The 18425-nt window shown below is 63.4% G+C and carries 19 protein-coding genes; 8 read left to right on the top strand and 11 right to left on the bottom strand.

The genetic code is table 11. The features are described 5' to 3' along the window. Positions 1-42: 42 nt before the first annotated feature. From IG122_RS22085 to IG122_RS22110, 6 genes are all read right to left on the bottom strand, one after another. Positions 43-756, bottom strand: a complete 714-nt coding sequence (locus IG122_RS22085) for an acylneuraminate cytidylyltransferase family protein (RefSeq protein WP_193188737.1) — start codon at positions 754-756, stop codon at positions 43-45. Then, a complete protein-coding gene (locus IG122_RS22090; RefSeq protein WP_193188738.1) occupies positions 753-1415 on the bottom strand; it encodes a glycosyltransferase family protein in 663 nt (220 codons plus the stop codon). Before IG122_RS22090 ends, IG122_RS22085 begins: the two co-directional genes overlap by 4 nt. Beyond that, positions 1412-2092, bottom strand: coding sequence for a glycosyltransferase family 2 protein (locus tag IG122_RS22095; RefSeq protein ID WP_193188739.1), 681 nt, complete (start codon positions 2090-2092; stop codon positions 1412-1414). The genes IG122_RS22090 and IG122_RS22095 overlap by 4 nt, the downstream gene beginning before the upstream one ends. Beyond that, complete coding sequence (locus tag IG122_RS22100) at positions 2089-2631, bottom strand: SAF domain-containing protein (RefSeq protein WP_193188740.1); 543 nt, start codon at positions 2629-2631, stop codon at positions 2089-2091. Before IG122_RS22100 ends, IG122_RS22095 begins: the two co-directional genes overlap by 4 nt. An 8-nt stretch (positions 2632-2639) precedes the next feature. Next, the gene (locus IG122_RS22105) at positions 2640-3515 is read right to left on the bottom strand and encodes a shikimate dehydrogenase family protein (RefSeq protein WP_193188741.1); all 876 of its coding nucleotides are present in this window, start codon (positions 3513-3515) and stop codon (positions 2640-2642) included. Between the two features lie 116 nt (positions 3516-3631). Next, positions 3632-4453, bottom strand: a complete 822-nt coding sequence (locus tag IG122_RS22110; protein WP_193188742.1) for a hypothetical protein — start codon at positions 4451-4453, stop codon at positions 3632-3634. A 31-nt stretch (positions 4454-4484) separates the two neighbouring features. On the opposite strand from IG122_RS22110, the gene IG122_RS22115 reads away from it, so the two are divergent. After that, entirely contained in the window at positions 4485-5405 is a 921-nt protein-coding gene (locus tag IG122_RS22115; protein ID WP_193188743.1) for a pirin family protein, read from the top strand. Positions 5406-5443: 38 nt separating this feature from the next. Here IG122_RS22115 and IG122_RS22120 read toward each other — a convergent pair whose 3' ends face one another. From IG122_RS22120 to IG122_RS22130, 3 genes are all read right to left on the bottom strand, one after another. After that, positions 5444-6475, bottom strand: coding sequence for a hypothetical protein (locus tag IG122_RS22120; protein WP_193188744.1), 1032 nt, complete (start codon positions 6473-6475; stop codon positions 5444-5446). Between the two features lie 36 nt (positions 6476-6511). Next, on the bottom strand, positions 6512-7297 hold the full coding sequence (locus IG122_RS22125; protein WP_193188745.1) for a class I SAM-dependent methyltransferase: 786 nt from the start codon (positions 7295-7297) through the stop codon (positions 6512-6514). 129 nt (positions 7298-7426) lie between these two features. After that, a complete protein-coding gene (locus tag IG122_RS22130) occupies positions 7427-8293 on the bottom strand; it encodes a phytanoyl-CoA dioxygenase family protein (RefSeq protein ID WP_193188746.1) in 867 nt (288 codons plus the stop codon). A gap of 53 nt (positions 8294-8346) precedes the next feature. Between IG122_RS22130 and IG122_RS22135 the strand changes: the two genes are divergently transcribed. The 7 genes from IG122_RS22135 (at position 8347) to IG122_RS22165 (ending at position 16113) form a co-directional block, all read left to right on the top strand. Beyond that, the gene (locus IG122_RS22135) at positions 8347-9675 is read left to right on the top strand and encodes a nucleotide sugar dehydrogenase (protein WP_193188747.1); all 1329 of its coding nucleotides are present in this window, start codon (positions 8347-8349) and stop codon (positions 9673-9675) included. 108 nt (positions 9676-9783) lie between these two features. Continuing rightward, on the top strand, positions 9784-10794 hold the full coding sequence (locus IG122_RS22140; protein WP_193188748.1) for a methyltransferase domain-containing protein: 1011 nt from the start codon (positions 9784-9786) through the stop codon (positions 10792-10794). A 106-nt stretch (positions 10795-10900) separates the two neighbouring features. Then, positions 10901-11899, top strand: coding sequence for a GDP-mannose 4,6-dehydratase (locus tag IG122_RS22145; RefSeq protein ID WP_193188749.1), 999 nt, complete (start codon positions 10901-10903; stop codon positions 11897-11899). Further along, positions 11899-13083, top strand: coding sequence for a LegC family aminotransferase (locus IG122_RS22150; protein WP_193188750.1), 1185 nt, complete (start codon positions 11899-11901; stop codon positions 13081-13083). The genes IG122_RS22145 and IG122_RS22150 overlap by 1 nt, the downstream gene beginning before the upstream one ends. A gap of 6 nt (positions 13084-13089) precedes the next feature. Further along, positions 13090-14238 (top strand): UDP-N-acetylglucosamine 2-epimerase, encoded by a 1149-nt coding sequence (gene neuC, locus IG122_RS22155; protein WP_193188751.1) that lies wholly within the window; start codon positions 13090-13092, stop codon positions 14236-14238. Positions 14239-14263: 25 nt separating this feature from the next. Beyond that, on the top strand, positions 14264-15199 hold the full coding sequence (locus tag IG122_RS22160) for a glycosyltransferase (RefSeq protein ID WP_193188752.1): 936 nt from the start codon (positions 14264-14266) through the stop codon (positions 15197-15199). Then, on the top strand, positions 15196-16113 hold the full coding sequence (locus tag IG122_RS22165) for a glycosyltransferase family protein (protein WP_193188753.1): 918 nt from the start codon (positions 15196-15198) through the stop codon (positions 16111-16113). The genes IG122_RS22160 and IG122_RS22165 overlap by 4 nt, the downstream gene beginning before the upstream one ends. Here IG122_RS22165 and IG122_RS22170 read toward each other — a convergent pair. Both IG122_RS22170 and IG122_RS22175 read right to left on the bottom strand, forming a co-directional pair. After that, positions 16102-17202, bottom strand: coding sequence for a glycosyltransferase (locus IG122_RS22170; protein WP_193188754.1), 1101 nt, complete (start codon positions 17200-17202; stop codon positions 16102-16104). The two genes, IG122_RS22165 and IG122_RS22170, sit on opposite strands and share 12 nt — an antisense overlap. Next, on the bottom strand, positions 17195-18397 hold the full coding sequence (locus IG122_RS22175) for a glycosyltransferase family 4 protein (RefSeq protein WP_193188755.1): 1203 nt from the start codon (positions 18395-18397) through the stop codon (positions 17195-17197). Before IG122_RS22175 ends, IG122_RS22170 begins: the two co-directional genes overlap by 8 nt. Positions 18398-18425: the final 28 nt, after the last annotated feature.

Raw genomic sequence — 18425 nt, forward strand, 5'->3', positions numbered from 1 at the left:
GGAGGCCGGTCCTCTCAGGAAGGACAGGTCGTAAAGGGCGGTTCAGCGCCCGCCCTGCTTCGCGAAATATTCCAGCGCCTTCTCCGCCATGTAGAGGTCGAAAGCGTCGTGGATGTCGATGCCGGAGGCGAAATCGTCGATCTCCAGGATGTCGACCTTCATGCCGGTGCGCTTGCCGGCGCGGATCAGGTCTGCGCGGATCGCGGAGGCGAGACCTGTATCCTCGCGGAACAGGGGCTTGCGGGTCTGGCGCGGTCCGTAGATCGCCATCCAGTCGAACACCCGCTCCCATTCGCCGGCCTCGTTGCGGGACCAGAAATTCTTGTGCGTCTTGTTGGCGACGAAGACGGTCTCGAGGCTGTCGTCCGCCTTAAGCCGCGTCACGCATTCGGCGATCCATTCCGGCTTGCGGAAGATGTCGGTCGGCTGCAGGAAGACGACGATGCCGAACGGGCCGTCGAGCGCCTCGGCGCGCTCCAGCGCGTCCTTCAGCACCGGCTCGGTCGGGGTCAGGTCCTCGGCGAGCGTTCCCTCGCGCAGGAACGGGCACCAGGCGCCCGCGGCGACGGCCGCGTCCCGGATCTCCTCGCTGTCGGTGGTTACCAGCACCCGGTCGCAGGCCCCGGAGGCGAGCGCGTGCTCGACGGAATGGGCGATCAGCGGCTTGCCGCCGATCGGCTTCACGTTCTTGCCCGGCAGGCCCTTGGAGCCGCCGCGGGCGGGCAGGATGGCGAGGACGCGGTCAGACTTGCTCATGCGATGGAATTCCTGAACTCGGTGAAACGGTCCGCGACCATCTCGGCCATGGCGAGGCTCATGTCGTCGCGGATATCGACAAGGGCCCAGAACTGGTCGACCACCTCGAAGCCGACCGCGTCGCCGAGCCGGCGGCCTTCGCGGATCAGCTCCGGACGGGTGGCGAGCGCGAGGCCGACGACCTCCTGGAAATAGGTCGAGCTGCGGCGGTCGCCGCCGGGGCCGAGGGCCTGGATCGTCTTGTCCGGATCGAGGCGCCAGAGGCTGGCGTCGAACTGGCGGACGCAGACCACGCTGTCGAGATGCTCGCGCGCGGCGAGGTTCTCCGCCGTGCGCCGGATCAGGCCGCGCGGGCGGAAGGGATGGGTCGGCTCGATAACCACGATCTCGTCCGCCGGGAAGGCGTCGAGCACGTCGACCAGGGCGTCGGTGTAGGATTCGGCCGTGCGGTCGTGGATGGTGATGCGGTCCGCATAGGGTGCCGCCTCGGCCTTCACCGCGTTGTCGTCCGCGGTCAGCACGATGCGCGCGTCCGGCAGATCCTCGAGCGCGGCCTCGATGGTGCGCGCCAGGCTCGAGGTGCCGTCGAGCGGTTTCACGATCCGCGGCGTGGAACTCGCGCCGGAATAGACCGGGATGATGATCAGCGTGTCACTCATGGCGCACTCGTCCGGATATAGTCGATGACCTCGGCGACGCGCTTGGCGCGGCCCTCGTCGCGGCCCTGGTGGATGCCGTGATGGTGATAGACTCGGAGCCCCGGCTCGTAGAGGATCTCGTGGCCGAGCGCGATCATGCGCTTGCCCCATTCCCGGTCCTCGACGCCGCGGATCTCCTCGTCGAACGGATGCTCGTCCCAGATCGACTTGCGGATGCCCGAATTGGCGTTGTGGAAAAAGTAGTCCCGGCGCTGGCGCACCCGCTCGTCGCGGAAGGTGGTCCAGAGGTCGCGGCGGTCGACCGCGCTGGTATCCGGCAGCGGCTCCTGGCGGCCGTAGATGCCGCAGAGCTTCGGATCGCCGTTCGGCCCGAGATGGGCGAGCAAATAGTCGGCCCAGAGCTCGTCCACTGGCACGCAGTGCGAGGAGATCAGCGCGACCGTGTCGTATTTCGCCGCCGCGATGCCGATATTCAGCGCCCGCCCGTAGGAGAACTCCTCGCGGCTGATATATTTGATGTTCACGCCGTAGGCCTCGGCGATCGGCAGCGTGTCGTCGGTCGAGTCGTTGTCGACCAGGATGACGTCGATATCCTTCACCCGCTGGTGCTTCAGCGCGGTCAGGCAGCGGCCGATCCAGGCGGCCTCGTTCTTGGCCCGGAGCACGACGCTGATCATGACTTCCTCCAATCGTCCTCGTCCACGACCCCGAAATCGAGGGCCGCGCCCTCGCCGAGATCGTAGAGCGCCTTCTTGCCGAGGATCGTTTCCCTGAGGCTGGCGCAGATACCCGGCCCGCCCTTCTCCTCGGCGATATCGGCCGCCTCGAGCACCTTGCCGAGCGGGATCGGCCGCGCCGCCTTCAGGGTCGGCCGGGCGAGGCGGTGCAGCTCAAGCCGCGCGACCGGCGTCGGCGCGAAGAGGATCGGGCCCTTGAGGTCGCCCGCCTCCTCCAGCACCCGGAGCCGCTCCAGCGCGTCGAGATCGTGCACCAGATAGGCCGCCCGCGTGCCCGCCTTCAGCAGCGGGGCCTTGGTCAGGTGGTCGGCTGGAATGACGATGTCGAAATCGCCCGCGACCTGTTCCAGCTCCTCGTGCCGGATGGCGTCGAGATGGATCGGCCAGGCTTCTGCTTCCACCGTGTCCGCATGGTCGCCGAGCAGGATCACGCCGTGCTCGAAGGGATGTTCGTGTTCGCCGAGAGGCCGGATCTTCATCGCGCCACTTACCCCGCGTTCCGCATGGCGTCGCGGACCCGGTCGATGGTCAGCGCGCCCGGGTTGGCTAGTCGGAAGGCGATCACCGCCTGGTCGAGATTCATGCCGAGCCCGTTCCGCGTCTTCAGCCCGCGCGCCGCAGCACGGGAGAGCAGCTCGGTTTCCAGCGGCTGGTAGATGATGTCATAGACCAGCGCGTCCGACGGCAGCGCCGCCAGCAGCGCGTCGGCCTCGTCGCCGAGCGGTGTGCCGGTCGGGCCGTCCTGGTAACCCGCCGTGGTGCAGTTCACCAGCAGGCTGCACTCCGAGAGCAACTCCGCCGTCAGCGGCAGGGGTACGGAGGAGACTTTCTCGCCGAGCCGGATCGCCGCTTCCTTCGCCTTGGCTTCGGTGCGGTTGGCGACGACCAGTTCCTTCACCGCGCCGGCGAGATAGGCCGCGACCGCGATCCCGGCGCCGCCGAGCCCGATCAGCACCGCCTTGCGGGAGGCGAGATCCGGCAGCGCGTCCGCGATCTGCGAGAGCGCGCCCGCGCCGTCCGTGTTGGCGCCGACGAGATCGTCGCCGTCACGGTAGATCGTGTTCACCGCGCCGATCCTTTCGGCCTCCGGCTCCAGCCGGTCGAGCAGGGCCGCGATCGCCTGCTTGTGCGGTACCGCGACCGCACCGCCGATATAGCGCCTGTCGGCCTTCAGCGCGGCGACGAGCCCCGCGAGGTGGTCCGGCGTCACGTCCATCGGCACCATCGCCGCGTCGATCCCGCCGGCCTTGAAGGCGGCGTTCCAGAGCAGCGGCGAGCGCGCGCCCCTGGACGGCGTCAGCCCGAGGATCGCGGCGTATTTCGAGGTCGTGATGTTCGGGTCGTTGTCGAGAAAGTCCTGCACGTGGAATGGGTCCCGGTTGGCAGTGCGACACGCGGCGGAATCCCGCCGAAAAAACTGGGTGATGGTTTAGCGCAGGTGGGGCAGGGGAGGGAAGGGAGATTGCGGCTTCATATTCCTCATTGCGATCCAACAGGAGGCTGGTCTGAGGCCACTTGGGACATTTGAGGTGGCGAGCGCTGGTCTTCGCTTGCGCCTCGACTCTGGTAGTAGCCAAATGGAGGAAACCAAATTTCTATTGCTGGAGGTTGCAAGGCGCCGAGAAATTGGAAAAAAACACCAGTTCTTCCGAGGGGGTAGAAATTGTATCCAGTGATTTGGTGTCCGTAAGTTTCGATAATTGGTCTCTCGTATTCTATCGGTATTGTAAAGGTAATTGCTAAGTTATCATTGTGGAATACTACTCCATTGGGTTCATTTTGGTTTTGTGACTCCATGCGTGTAATTGCTTGTTGCCAACTTTCTATGTTTGATCCGGATACTTCGACATACTGTCCATTTCCACTGGGGTCTAATCGTAAACGAAGCCGAGTGTCAGGACGCACTGGTTTTTTCTTAGGCCACCCAAACCAGTGAGGTTTCCAATGTGCGACAGTTGCGCCAGTCAAAACGCCAAGCGCAAGCACCGTCCAATATCCGGCTTGATACCAAGGAAGGTCAGGGATGAAAGACGAAGGATCTCCAAGATTGGGGAACCATTTCTCAAAAGAGCGGCTTCCCAAAGGAGCTACAAAGAACTCAACGATGAATGTCGCTAGGACAAACCAAAGTATGCGCTGCATGGGTAAATGATAGCCAGAAATAGCCAAAGATGCACTGGCGGGTTTTTGTTGGCAGAATGGGGCTTTAAGGTGGGCCCGCAAACAGATTGTCCGCATCCACGAACAATCTCCCTCTCCAAATGCGCTATGATCGCCCCATCTCTCATCCCGTGCGGTCATCCCGCCGCACCTTGAGACCTGGAGACAAGCCATGTCGATCCGTGCCGTGAAATCCGAGTCCGTTGCCCGTCCGACGATGGAAGGGGCGGGGGTGCATCTGCACCGGGTGTTCGGCTTCGGCGATCCGACCGAGTCGGACCCGTTCCTGATGATGGACGATTTCCGCAACGACGATCCGGCGAAGTACAAGGCCGGCTTCCCCTGGCATCCGCATCGCGGCATCGAGACCATCACCTATGTGCTGGCGGGCGAGGTCGAGCACGGGGATTCGCTCGGCAACCACGGCGTGCTCGGCGCGGGCTCGGTGCAGTGGATGACGGCGGGCTCCGGGATCATGCACCAGGAGATGCCGCGCGGGAACGCGGCCGGGCAGATGCACGGCTTCCAGCTCTGGGCCAACCTGCCCTCCTCGGAAAAGATGACGACGCCGCGCTACCAGGACATTTCCGGCGCCGATATTCCAGAGATCACCGACGACGACGGCACGAAGGTGAAGATCGTCACCGGCGAATTCTGGGGCAAGCGCGGCCCGGTCGACGGCATCGCGGCGAACCCGCTCTATCTCGACATCTCGGTGCCGCCGAACACGACGAAAAGGCTGCCGGTCGATACCCACATGAACGCCTTCGCCTATGTTTTCGCCGGCGCGGGCCGCTTCCGCGACGCCTCCGATCCGGTTGGTGTGCTGGTGGAGAAGGAGTTCCAGGGCGAGGAGCTGAACCTCCGCGACATGACCGGCAACCGGACGCTGGTGCGCTTCGATACGGGCGACGAGATCACCGTGACGGCCGGGCCGGAGGGCGTGCGCTTCCTGCTGGTCGCCGGCAAGCCGATCAAGGAGCCGGTCGCCTGGCACGGGCCGATCGTGATGAACACCCGCGAGGAGCTGATGCAGGCGATGCGGGACCTCAACGAGGGGACGTTCATCCGGGAAGGCGCGACGGGGATCTGAGGGCGGTTTCCCGTCCCGGCTCCCGTTTTGCCGGCAAACTAGACGGCGACCAGCCGGTTCAGATACGCGATCTGGTCGTTGCTGTAGGCGCCGGGATAGGCCGCGTTGATCTCGTCCCGGAGGTGGGCCAGGGGCGTGATCGACACCTCGTCCTTGATGGTCGGCAGCATCGTGTAGAGCGCTGAGAAAATCAGCCTCTTCTTCGATTTCGGCAGCTGGCCCTTGTGCAGGCTCCCGGTGTTTCCCAACAGGACCGTGCCGGCCTTGCCGGTCTTGGTGACGATCCGGTCCTTGCCGAAGAGTTCCTCGACCTCCGCATCCGTCTTGCGCTGTTTTCTGAGCAACTCCTGGTATTTGGCGAGCAGCGCCGGATCGCCGCCGGACTTCTCCTTGAGGAGCCTGCCGTGCGCGGCGTAGTCGCCGCTGCCGCTGACATAGACATGCGGGCCGGATTCCTCGTCCACATCCGTCAGATAGAGGAACAGCTTGCAGAAGCGGTAGCAGTGCTGGTCGACATGAAAGAGCTGGGCATGCTCGGCCTGGTCCCGCGGAAACGACCAGAAGGCCTCGAGCGACATGAGAGACGGATACATTCCGAGATAGCGGTGAAGCACCGAAATGATCCTCGGATGGTTGGCGAGCCGGACCAGATGCGGCGCCATCGCGATCGTGGTCTGGTCATAGCTCGCGACGCTGACCTGCTCGGGCGCCTCGTCTGGCAGGAACGGCGGGAGGGACTTGTCCCAGAGATAGGTGGTTTTCCGCCCCTTGAGGTATGCGAGAATTTCGTCGATCGACTTCTGGTCGATCATCTGTCCGAGTTCGACATAGCCTTCCTGACGTATGCCGCGCGCCCAGTCGTCGAGTGTCGCCATGTCGTCGCCGTCGTACGACGGCGCGCCGAAGCCATGAATCTGGTTCATCGACTTCGCGATGATGTCGGCGAAATTGTTGTAGTCCCGCGGATTGATATTGTAGCGCAAAGAGAGAAGAAACCTGCGGTACCAGTCCAGATTGTCGTACTGGAAAAATCTGGCTATCGGCGTCGTTTTATCGATCAGGTCATTCACTAGAGGCCTCGATTTTTCCGGGCATTCAGGCGCGATCTACTTCAGGCGTACGATCAGCAGAATGACGCCCTTGCGCGACTTATCAAGAGGATCATGTCGGAACGCGACCTCGTCAATCCGCTCCTCGCCGATAAGCCCCAGAATGTCATCCGAGTGCGTATTGTTGATGCCGCCATCGGCTTCCGCGCGCCTGAACTCGTCCGTTCCCGGAGGAATGCGGGTGAAGCCGATGCAGAAGAGGCCGCCGGGTTTCAGCACTCTGCACATCTCGTCGACCGCGGTCTGATGATCGGTGCTGTAGGGCAGGGCCCAGCCGTTGATCATCACGTCGAAACTGTCGTCCGGGTGCGGGATCGCATGCATGTCCCCGATATCGATCAGGGGGGAGTTCGAGACCTGGTCGATGGCGGAAATATTCTCCGGATGAAAGCCGTGGGCGATCAGATTGAAGATTTCCATCTCGTTGCGCGGGCCGATTGAAAGAACGCGCATCTCGGAAGCTTTTTCATAGACCGGATCGATCACGGAAAGCGGGCGAATGAGGCGTTCGACATGGGACTCGACGAAATTGTCCATCATCCGTTTGTTGTGCGGGATTGTTATGTCGATCGCCTTGTCGCTCGGATTGCCCGCCGTTCGCTGGAAATTTGCGAACATTTCGGCCCGCTTTTTCGCGATATAGACCCTCAGGTCGCGCGAGAAAAACAGGGTCTGGGGACGCCGCCGCAAGTATTTGAAAATCTCGTCCCAGTCGGACTGTTTCAGGCCCAGGGCGTGTTTGTTCTTCTGAACATCTCTATCGGAGGTGTCGGTATCGCTCATGTTTTTGCTATCCGTTGGAGATCCTGGCCGGCAGGCCACCGAGGATGCTCGCCTGAACATTCCGGCATGGTGGCGCGGTTAACAGCGAAGGTGTTCCGGTTTCGCGCTCTCGGTTCGCGGTGGCCCCGGTCACGCCTTGTGCTTCGCCTGCTGGTCGAAGAAGGACGCCGTCGAGGGCAGCTGCGGCAGGGTGATCTCGTAGGGGATCGACCGCACCCGGCCGGTCCTCACGCCGCGCACGATGGTGCCTTCGAATTTGTTCGGCATCGGGCTCGGCGAGACCGGGACCGCGTCCTCCGCCGAATAGACCGAGATGAAGAGTGTCCGCGGCTTCGATGAGAGGTTCGGGGCGGAGCCGTGCAGCAGGCGGGTATGCATCAGGCAGACCGAGCCCGCCGGGCCGGTGCAGAGCGCCGCCTTTTTCTGGCACTCCGCCGCCACATCGTCGTCGATCGCGCCGGTGAACACCCCCTCGTGCCAGAGCCCGTGGATCTCGCCCCGGTGCGAGCCGGCCAGCACCTCGAGCGGGCCGTTCTCCTCCGTCACCTCGTCGACCATGAGCAGCGCGGTGATCACGTCGTCGTTGGTGTGCGGGGTGAAGGGGAAATCCTGGTGCCATTTCACCTGGGTGGCGCCGCCGGGCAGCTTGGAGTTGATCTTGGAATGGTGGAATTTCACGTTCGGTCCGATCAGGTCGGCGACGCAGTCGGTCATGCGGCTGGAGGCCATCGCCTCATAATAAGCCTCCGAGACCTCTACCGGTGCATTGACCCGCCGGAGGCCCGGCTTTTCCGCCGTATGGCCCGGCTCCAGATCGAAGCGCGGCTTGTTGTTGATGGTCTCGCCATAGGGCGTTTCGTGCTCCCGGCTCTCCTCGACCCAGCCGTCGAAGGTGTCTCGCAGCCGCCCGAGCAGGTCGGGAGAGACCGCGTTCTCGATGGTAAGGAAGCCGTCGCGCCAGAAGGCGTCCTTTTGCGCGTCGCTGAGGCCGGCCATTCTCTTTCTCCCGTGCTTGCGTGCAATCCGGCTTCAGGCTACGGACAGTGCCCATGAGCGTGCAAGCATTCCTCGACAAGGTGGCGGCGAAAGAGGCGCGGGTCGGCGTGATCGGCCTCGGCTATGTCGGCCTGCCCTTGGCCCTGGCCTGTCTCCGGTCGGGCTTCCCGGTCACCGGCTACGATATCGACGGCGCCAAGGTGGAGATGCTGAAGGCCGAGCGCTCCTACCTGCCGCATATCCCGGTCGACGGCATCGGCGCAGAGATCGCTTCCGGCCGCTTCCGGCCGACCAGCGCGATCGCCGATCTCGGCGACGCGGACGCGGTGCTGATCTGCGTGCCGACGCCGCTGACGCCGGAGCGCGACCCGGATCTCCGCTATGTCCGCGACACCGCCGCCGCACTGGCGCCGGTGCTGAAGCCGGGCGCCCTCGTGGTTCTGGAATCGACGACCTATCCCGGTACCACCGAGGAGGTTCTGCTGCCGATCCTCGAAGGCGCGGGACGCAAGCTCGGCGAGGATCTTTTCCTCGCCTTCGCGCCGGAACGCGAGGATCCTGGCAACGCGCATTATTCCATCGGCCGGATCCCTAAGGTGGTCGGCGGCATGGACGACGCCTCCGGAAAGGCAGCCGAAGCGCTCTACGGCGCGGTGCTGGAGAAGGTGGTACCGGTCTCCTCCGCGTCGACGGCGGAGGCGGTGAAGATCACCGAGAACGTGTTCCGCGCGGTCAATATCGCCCTGGTGAACGAGCTGAAGCTGATCTACGGCGCCATGGGCATCGATGTCTGGGAGGTGATCGAGGCGGCCTCGACCAAGCCGTTCGGCTACATGCCGTTCTATCCCGGCCCCGGGCTCGGCGGGCACTGCATCCCGATCGATCCCTTCTATCTCGCCTGGAAGGCGCGCAGCGTCGGCCAGACGACCCGTTTCATCGAACTCGCCGGCGAGATCAACCGGGCGATGCCGGACTACGTCATCGACCGGCTGCGCGAGGCGGTCGATCTGCAATCGGGCAAGGGGCTGCGCGGCGCCGGTATCCTGCTGATCGGCATGGCCTACAAGAAGAACGTCGCCGACCAGCGCGAGAGCCCGGCTCTGACCATCCTCGAGAAACTGGATGCGGCGGGGGCGGCGGTCTCCTTCCACGATCCCTGGATTCCGGAGATCCTGCCGAGCCGCGAGTTCGGCCATCTCGCAGGGCGCGCCAGCATCGCGCTGACGGCCGAGCGTGTCGCGGCGGCGGACGCGGTGCTGATCGTCACCGATCACGACGATGTGGATTACGGTCTTCTCGCGGAACGGGCCCGCCTCGTTGTCGACACCCGGAACGCGCTGCGCGCGCGCGGCCATGCCGGCCCGCACATCGTTTCGGCCTGACCGCTTCCGAGCAGGTGAATTTGCCGGATTTCCCGCATTGACGGGCGGTTCGAAGATGGCAGACTCTCGCGCACGAAACTTCCCCGGGCAAGAGGAGCAGAGGTGGACGTGAACGCATCGCCCGCGGTTCAGAGCCGCAAAGAGAAAGTCCTGCGCTGCCTGGATGTCAGAAACCAGACCGGTGTCGAAATCGGTCCCCTGGATCGCCCGATCGTGTCGCGGTCCGAGGGGAACGTGCTCTACATGGACCATCTCGATACCGAGAATCTGAAGCGGAAATATGCCGAGCATGCCGTTCAGGGCCTGGTCTCCGTCGAGAAGCTCGTCGATGTCGATCTCGTTGCGGACGGGCGCAAGTTCGCCGAGATCCTCGGGGATCGCGGACCCGTCGATTATGTGATCGCCAGCCACGTCATCGAGCATATTCCCGACCCGGTCGGCTGGTTGTGCGACCTGGCCGAGGGTTTGACCGACGGGGGGCTGGTTTCGCTCGTGGTGCCGGACCGGCTGTTCACCTTCGATCATTACCGGCGGCCTTCGAATGCCGGCGATCTGATCGATGCGTTTCTGCAGCACCGTGAGATGGCGACACCCGGGCAGATCTTCGATTACGTCGCGAATGTCGCGGTCGTGGATCCGATGACGGTGTGGAAAGGCGAGCTCCTGCAGCGTGTTCCCTCACCCGGCCATACGCCGGAGCAGGCGCTGAACCTCGCGCGGTTGCGGCTGAGCGACAATGTGGCGCCGGACGTCCATTGCTCGGTTTTCTCCGCGAACGACTTCGCCGATGTGTTTCGCCAGATCATTGCCTTGGACCTGCTTCCCTACGAGATCGCGGCGCTTGAACCCACGGCATTCGGCGAGATCGAGTTTTTCGTCACGCTGCGCAAATCCTCCGCGTCCGCGAAAGAGCGGGCGGCGACGGTTCCTCTGGACGTACCGGCACCCGCATTGGCCGAGGGAACAGCCTCCGACCCGGACCGTTTCTCCCTGGTGATTCCGATGCGCGTGCCGGGATGGCTGCGCGCGATGATCCCTGCGCCGGTCAAGAAGGCGCTGAAGGGAAGTCTGGTGCATCGGTCCTCATCCAGGCGATTTCCGGGAGCCCGGAGCTCTTAAGCGAAACCTTTGCGTTCCGCTTTCACTCGCTACCCCGCTTGGGGTATCGTGCGCCCGCACATCATGACGGACGATTGCGCTCGCGCATTCTATTTCGGGGACAGGTATGACGGGTCCGGTTCTGGTGACCGGCGCCGATGGTTTCATCGGCTCGCATCTGGTTGAAACTCTGCTGGAAGAGGGCCGCGAGGTCCGGGCGCTCGCGCTCTACAATTCCTTCGGTTCCACCGGCTGGCTGGAGACGATCCCCAGGGAGTTGCGCGGCGGGCTGGAGATCGTTCTCGGCGACATCCGCGACCGCAGCTGCGTCGTCGGCGCCGCCAAAGGGACCTCGGCGATCCTGCATCTTGCCGCCCTGATCGCGATTCCCTACTCCTACAGGGCGCCCGAAAGCTACATAGACACGAACGTGACCGGTACGCTGAACGTGCTGGAAGCCGCCCGGCTCTGGGAAACGGGGCGGGTGGTGTGCACCTCGACCAGCGAGATCTACGGCACCGCGCAGTTCGTGCCGATCACCGAGGAGCATCCGGTCAATCCGCAGAGCCCCTATGCGGCCTCGAAGGCGGCGGCGGACCATCTGGCGCTGTCCTACGAGAAAAGCTTCGGTCTGCCGGTGGCGGTGCTCCGGCCCTTCAACACCTACGGTCCGCGCCAGTCGGCCCGCGCGGTGATCCCGACCATCATCACCCAGCTCGCCCGGGGAGCGGAGGAGATCCGACTCGGGGCGGTCTCGCCGACCCGCGATTTCACCTTCGTCCGCGACACGGCCGCCGGTTTCGTCGCGGCGATGCGGGCGGACAGGGCGATCGGCCGGGTCACGAATATCGGCAGCGGCTTCGAGATCTCCGTCGGCGAGACGGCGGCGGCAATCGGCCGGGTCATGGGGCGGAATGTCGAGATCGTCTCGGACGAGGAACGTCTCCGGCCCGAGGCCAGCGAGGTCGAGCGTCTGTTCGCGGGTGTGGAGGTCGCGGAGGACATTCTCGGCTGGGCGCCGGCGCATGGTGGCCGCGAGGGCTTCGACAAGGGGCTGGAGAGGACTATCGAGTGGTTCACCGAACCCGCCAATCTCGCGCGCTATCCCGAAGGGTACCAGGTGTGATGACGGCCGCATTGAAGAATACCAGCTACGATGAGGACGCGCTTGTCGCCGCCGTGACGTCGGTTCTGCCCGGGAGCCGCCCGCTGCCGCTGCACGAGCCGGAATTCATCGGCCGCGAGAAGGAATATCTGGCCGATTGCATCGATACCGGCTGGGTCTCCTCGGTCGGCTCCTATGTCGACAGGTTCGAGACGCTCGTGGCGGAGAAGTCCGGGACGAGGTTCGGCGTTGCCTGCGTCAGCGGGACGGCGGCCCTGCATATCGCTTTGGTCGCCGCCGGGGTGTCGCGGGACGACGAGGTGCTGGTGCAGGCCCTGACCTTCGTGGCGTCGGCCAATGCGGTCTATCATGCTGGCGCTCTGCCGCATTTCGTCGACAGCGAGTACGCGACGCTCGGTCTCGATCCGGACGCGCTCGACGCCTATCTCGGCGAGATCGCGGAACTGCGGGACGGCGCGGCCTGGAACCGTCTGACCGGACGCCGGATAAGTGCCGTCGTGCCGATGCATGTCTTCGGTCACCCGGTCCGGATGGAGCGGCTCGCAGAGGTAGCCGAGCGCTGGCATATCATTGTTGTCGAGGATGCGGCCGAGAGCCTCGGTTCCAGCCGAAACGGTCGTCCCATGGGGAGTTTCGGCAAACTCGCCGCGGTCAGCTTCAACGGCAACAAGACGATCACGACCGGCGGCGGCGGCGCCGTCGTCACCGATGACGAAGCTCTCGCGAAGCACCTCAAGCATCTGACGACGACGGCAAAACTGCCGCATCGCTGGGCCTTCGACCACGACGAGGTGGCCTACAATTACCGGCTGCCCAACCTGAATGCCGCGCTCGGCTGTGCGCAGTTCGAGATGCTGGACCGGTTCCTCGCGGAGAAAAGGGCGCTGGCCGAGGCGTACGAACGGGCGCTGACCGGCATTCCGGGAGTGGAGTTTTTCCGCGAGCCGGACGGGTGCCGCGGGAATTATTGGCTGAATGCGGTTCTTGTTCCCGACCGCGCCGCGCGGGACAGCCTGCTCGAGCGGCTGAACGGCGAGGGTATCCATGCCCGCCCGTGCTGGACACCGATGCATGAGCTGCCCTTCAACCGGGATTGCCCGCGGGGCCCACTCGGCGTGACCGAAGCTCTGGTGGACCGGATCGTCAATCTTCCGAGCAGCGCCAAACTCGGCCGCAGAGTGTAGCGCGTCATGGCGGAACGTATCGCCGGCGTGACCGGAAGCCGCGCTGATTTCGGAATCCAGAGACCGGTGCTCGACGCGCTCCGCGCGGCGCCGGACTTCGAGCTGGATCTCTATGTGACCGGCATGCATCTCTCGCCCCGCTTCGGGCATACGGTGGACGAAGTCGAGGCGGCGGGTTTCGAGATTGCGGGAAAGATCGATTGCGACGCTTCCGGTGGCAGCGATCTCGAGGTCGCGCATTCGACCAGCGCGGCGCTTGCCGGATTTGCCGACGCGTGGGCCGGACGGCGTCCCGATCTGGTGCTGCTGCTCGGTGACCGCTTCGAGACCTTCGCCGCCGCGTCGGCGGCCTATCTGCTCAATATTCCGATCGCGCATATGATCGGCGGGGACGTCACCTCCGGATCGCTCGACGATGGATTGCGCCACGCGATCTCGAAATTCTCGCATCTCCATTTCACGACCAACGAGCCCGCACGGGAGCGCCTGATCCGGATGGGTGAGCATCCGGACACGATCTTCACCACCGGAACACCGGCGCTCGACGCGATCCTGTCGCGCGACCTGCTCCCGCGGGAGCAGGTGGAACGCCGGGTCGGCGCCCCCCTCGGGGCGCGTTTTCTCGTCGCGACATTCCACCCCGCGACAGCGGACAAGGGGGCGCCCTCCGAACAGTTCGCGGAGCTGCTTGCCGCGTTCGAGGATTTGCCCGCGGACATGACCGCGCTCGTCACCTACGCCAACGCGGACTCGGGAGGAGCGGAACTCAACCGGCTCCTGGAGGTAGCGGAAGAACGTTCGGACCGGATCATTGCCCGCGACTCGCTCGGGCAGGAGCTCTATTTCTCCGCCCTGAAGCACGCCGTCATGGTTGTCGGCAATTCTTCGAGCGGCCTTTACGAGGCTCCGTCGTTTGGGATCCCGACGGTGAATATCGGGTGCCGGCAGGATGGCCGCCTCAAGGCGCCGTCGGTCATCGATTGTTCGCCCGAGCGCAGCGCGATCACAGCCGCTATGGTCAAGGCAGTCGAAATGGATTGTTCGGGGACGGTTAACCCATATGGCGACGGTCGCGCGACGGAACGTGTGCTATCGGCTCTCAGAAAGTTCATGCCGTTCGAAAAGCTCGGCATGAAACGGTTCTTCGACGCTTGAAGCCGCGGATCCGGGCGAACCAGATATGGCTCAGATTATCTATCTCTCAGTCAAGAACCTCGAAGTTCCGATCGGTGGCGTAATCGTGCAAGCCGAGCATGTCGCCACACTCTGTCGCGCGGGTTTTGACGCGAAGGTTTCGAGCACTTTCGAAGGCGGGCGCCCTGACTGGATCAATCCGGATGCATCGTTCGCAAATGGAAAGCTGCTTCCGATCCGGTCCGGCGATACGCTCGTGCTGCACGATTCGCTGCCTCGGCATATCTTCGATCGTTTCATATCTCTGTCCGTCCGGCGCGTGTTCTTCTGCCAGAACCATTATTATCTCGACAGCACGCTCCAGCCTCATGAACGGCTCTCGGATTTTCCAATCGACGCGTTCCTTTGCGTCTCCGAGCCGATTGCGGAATATCTGCGAAAGGTACACGGAGTCGAGAATCCGGTGATCGTCCGGCCGGCAATTCGTCCCGCTCCGATGGTCGACGGGCCGAAGAAGCTGCAGGTCTGCTACATGCCGCGAAAGCGTGTCGTGGAATTCGGTACGGTGATGTACGGAATGTACTTTCAGTATCCGGAACTGCGTCAGACTGCCTTCTCCAGTATCCACAAGATGCATCCGGACAAAGTCGCCGAGCGCATGGCGGAAAGCGCGATCTTTCTATCGTTGAGCACGCATGAAGGCCTCGGATTGCCGCCGTTGGAAGCGATGGCAGCGGGGTGCGTGGTCGTCGGCTATCACGGCGGTGGAGGTCTCGATTATGCGACGGAGCAGAATGGCCGCTGGTATGACGAAGCGACGCCGGACAATCTCGTGCACCTGCTGGGCGACACTTTGACGCGTCTTCGAGCCGACCCGGACTGTTTCGCCTCCATGATCGAGGCCGGCCGGCGGACGGCAGCCGGGTACTCCCAGTCGAACATGGAAAAGCAGCTGCTCGATTTCTGGAGCGCGTTCTGTTGATCGGTTTCGTTCTGACCGAGGGGGAAGTGGCCCGTGAAGAGAAGCTGGCCTTTTACCGCAGCCAGACAGCGCGGCTCGGAGTCGCGGGGGTCGAGGCGCAGATTTTCAAGTTCACCGGTGCCGTCGAGTCGCTCCCGGAACCCGGTTGGCTCGTCGTTTTCGATGTGAACCGTCCTCCGGCATTGCAGGCCGCATTGGACGAATCGGGGCATCTCCTGGCGCCGCTTGTTTGGAACCCCTACGCGTTTTTCGGGGGACCTCAAGCAAGGATACGCAAATCTGCGGCGACCCTCGCCGTCATTGTGCCGGGTGAGCCATGGCGGCAGAAACTCAGCCGCTATCGTCTTGGAAAACATGTCCTAGGCGTCAAGGTCACGACCGATTTTCCGGGCCGGGAGTCGGGCGCCAGACAGTCTGCTCCGAGGCCGGTTTCACGGATCGGGTATTTTTCGGCCGGCAAGTCCTATCTCGCTCATATACGCGGTTCGGTAACACGGATAAGGCAGGATTTCGCGGATCTCGAATGGGTCGAGATGGATTACGAGAACCCCGTTGCGTGGCGGCGCGCTGTCCCGGAATGCGACCTGTTCCTCTCCATGCGCGGCCTATGCGGGTCGGCATTGCCTCTTCTCGATCTGATGGCCGCGGGTGTTATCGTCTGCGGTACCCATAGCGGGGGGCTGAGCGAGGTCGCGACGGCGGAAAACGGTCTGTGGGTCGACAGTGCGACAGCCGACAGGTTCGTCGAGGTTCTGATGGACGGACTGGCACGGGCGCGCACAGATCCGGAGTGGCGTCGAAGTTTGGCCGAGAATGCGAGGGCGACGGCGCTCGCGCTCGATGCAGATGCGACTTTCGAAACGAATCTGCCGATCTGGAAACAGCTTCTGACACTCGCTGCGTCACGTTCCTAGGCGGGCGAGAGCCACGTTTGCCGCGTCGTCCCAGGTGAAATGTCCGAGAATATGGCGCGAACCCGCCATACCGCGCCGGGCTGCATCTTCACGGTTCCTGTAGACGTCTCGCAGAAGTTCGCAGAGATGATCGGGGTCCGGCTCGGCCCAGCGCCCTCCTGCGGTTGCGGACGACAGGTAAAGCGGGTCAGTGATCTCCTCGATCTCGCAGCCGATCCGGTAGACCGACTCGTCCATGAATTCCGTCGGGCCGCTATAATCCGTTGCGATCACTGGCAAGCCGCAGGCCATCGCTTCGCAGACTGGCAGACCCCAGCCTTCGGCCCGGAAAGGTGCGACGAAAGCATCGCAGGCCCGGTAGAGTTCGGCAAAGCGCGCGTGGCTGCGCACGGGAGGTATGAACGCGATCCGTCCAGGATAACGAAGATTCAGCGAACGAAGAATCCTGGCAATGTCGAAATCAGGATCATGATGGTTGTCGCAGGCCAGGATGAGACAGACCTCGTCGTTCGGCCCGAAGGCCCGGTCGAAGGTCTCGATCAAGAGGCGAGTTCCCTTGCGCGTCTCGAACCGCCCGACATTGAGGAATTTAAACCCTGAAAAGGCCTGGAGCGCGGTGGTGGGCACAATCGCGGGGTTGAAGAGCGCCGGATCTACCCCCTCCGGCACGACATGGACGGAGTCCGGTGCAAGACCATTTTCAATCAGGATCCGCCGGCCCCATGCAGACGGAATCCAGACCTCGTCGGCAGACCGCAGTTTCTCGATCCAGTTGGGCGGATAGACGGTAGATTCCCAGACCGTATAGGCGATTCTCCGGCCCGGCGCCCCGTCGAGGATATCCATCATCTCCGCGTACAGCAGTGCCACGGTCGCCCGTGGTGTCAGGGCGGGGACTCGGCACAGAATATCGCGGTCTGCTTGCCATGGCCCGTCCTGCAGCATCAGGGGAGAGGCTGCGACAGGAACCAGACGCGCGAGGCTGTCGAAAAAATTGCGCGTGTGGACGTTGTAGCCGAAACGCCCTTCAAACCAGCCGATCGCGTGGACCGGCGGATTCGTGCTTTTCGCGCGGCTTTTCTCAGTCAAGGCCATGGGCTTCGATGAAGGCGAGCAGTTTCGCGATTTGCCGATCCCAGGAAAGCTCATGCATCCGCTGCGCGCCCTTGCGGCCGATTTCCGCGGCTTCATCCCGGTTCTGATAGGCGAACTCCAGTGCCTCGACGATTTCATCGACGGAGGATTCGCCCCATCCGGCGGTATCGATGCTCCTGTGGAATGCGGGGACCTCGTCCTGAGACTCCAATGGCAGACATGCACCGTCATGAATGATGTCGAGGTGGCCCGTATTGCGGGAAATGATTGTCGGCAGCCCGCAGGCCATTGCTTCCATGGCGACGAGGTTGGTTCCGCCCTCGCAGCGGTTCGGGAAGAGTCCAACATCCGCTTCGCGCATCAGGGCCGCGGTATGAATGTGCGGAAAGGAGCTGAAGGCATGGAGATTCTGCCGACCCAAGCCGAACGCCTCGAACCATTTCGGAAGCTGCAGGCGACCTTCCGCGTCCGGCGGCGGCACAGAGTCGATATATGGAGAACTTATGAACTGCTTGTATGACCAGGCTTCCGGCCAGTGATTTCCCCAGACGCAGAGCAGCAGGGTGTCCGGGTGCCGGTCGACGAAGATCTTCACCGCCTTCAGCGCGATATCCTGGCCCTTGCGATATTCCATCTTGCCGCCGGCGAATATCACAAATCTGCCCTCGAAACATCCTCGCTTCGGCGCAGGGTGGAAGAGGGACGGATCGACGCCCTGCAGGATGGCCGCGACATTTTTCACTCCGGCGGCCTTGAGGAGGCTCGCATTCCATGTCGATCCCGCGCCGACACTGGCGAAGCGATTGTATATGTCGACATCGCGGGCAGTGATCCTGGCGTTCTCGAAAAACGTCAGAGCATGGTTCCTCCGGCCGATGACCCCATTGGAAAGCTTGGAGAATTGGGGGGCCGCGTTGCCACCGCGGGCGTGGAGAACCGGGAATGGAAGACGTCTTCCGGTCCCGGCATACGGCGCCAGGCATTCCGGGTTTTCGTTCAGCGGGACGGAGGTTCTGTCTTTGATCAGGCCCGCCTCGAGCGGGTCCACGAAGCCAAGGTCGGATACCTCCAGAGCAACCGGAGTGTACTGGGTGCGAAGGCAGAGGTGCCGGATGATGTTGTATCCGTAGATGCCCCAACCGGATTTGGGATCCACCGCCCAGGCTATGCCGATCTTGTCCGCCGCCATTCTGATCTGGTCCTGCCGCGCGTGAGCC

This window comes from Nisaea sediminum (genome assembly GCF_014904705.1).
GTDB classification, from domain to species: domain Bacteria; phylum Pseudomonadota; class Alphaproteobacteria; order Thalassobaculales; family Thalassobaculaceae; genus Nisaea; species Nisaea sediminum.